Genomic DNA, 551 nt, shown 5'->3' with positions numbered 1-551 from the left:
ATTGGTTTTCCCGCTATTGGAGGATGCGCGCTTCACGCGCGGCGTCGATCATCGCCCGCATCGCCTTTTCCGGCGGCGTCCAGCCATCCAGGGCATCGCGGCAGCTGCGCAGTGCCGCCCGGTACCGCCGGCCCCGGCCGGCCGGCCAGTCACCAAGGCATTCCAGACCTTCCCAGGCGCTGCGCCCCAAGCGCTCCCGTTCGGGCGCGAATTTCAGGCGGATCGGTCGGGGAAACATCTTGTCGTTCAACGGTCGTCTCCATGAATCGCATGGCGGTCAAAACCGGGGGCGAGCCGACATGCACAGAGGAAGCGCCGGATAACGTGGCCGACAGGGCAGGGTTCCAGGTCCGGACGATCAATTTTCAAGCTTGCGCTCAATCGCTCGCGACGGCGTCCGACAAGGCTCTCGGCGCTGGCAGATCCGCGCCCTCTGCCAGCGGCCGGTCATGCTCGAACTGCTCGGCGTCGGGCAAGGCATGCAGCCAGGTTTCGCGCCGGCCGGTCCACAATTCATATTGCGGTTCAAGGTCCGTCGGCGCGACGTCGAG

The 551-nt window shown here is 66.1% G+C and carries 1 protein-coding gene and 1 pseudogene; both read right to left on the bottom strand.

The window, feature by feature from the left end; all coding sequences use genetic code 11:
• Positions 1 to 13: 13 nt before the first annotated feature.
• Positions 14 to 250: a DUF982 domain-containing protein gene (locus tag EN852_RS34790; protein WP_135879590.1), complete on the bottom strand. Its 237-nt coding sequence runs from the start codon at positions 248 to 250 to the stop codon at positions 14 to 16.
• A 127-nt stretch (positions 251 to 377) separates the two neighbouring features.
• Positions 378 to 551 (bottom strand): annotated as a pseudogene (locus EN852_RS42740) (GFA family protein); the annotation flags it as partial.

Source organism: Mesorhizobium sp. M2E.F.Ca.ET.209.01.1.1 (assembly GCF_004010375.2).
GTDB lineage: Bacteria > Pseudomonadota > Alphaproteobacteria > Rhizobiales > Rhizobiaceae > Mesorhizobium.
The sequence above is the reverse complement of the archived record's forward strand: the minus strand, read 5'-3'. Positions and strand labels throughout refer to the sequence as shown.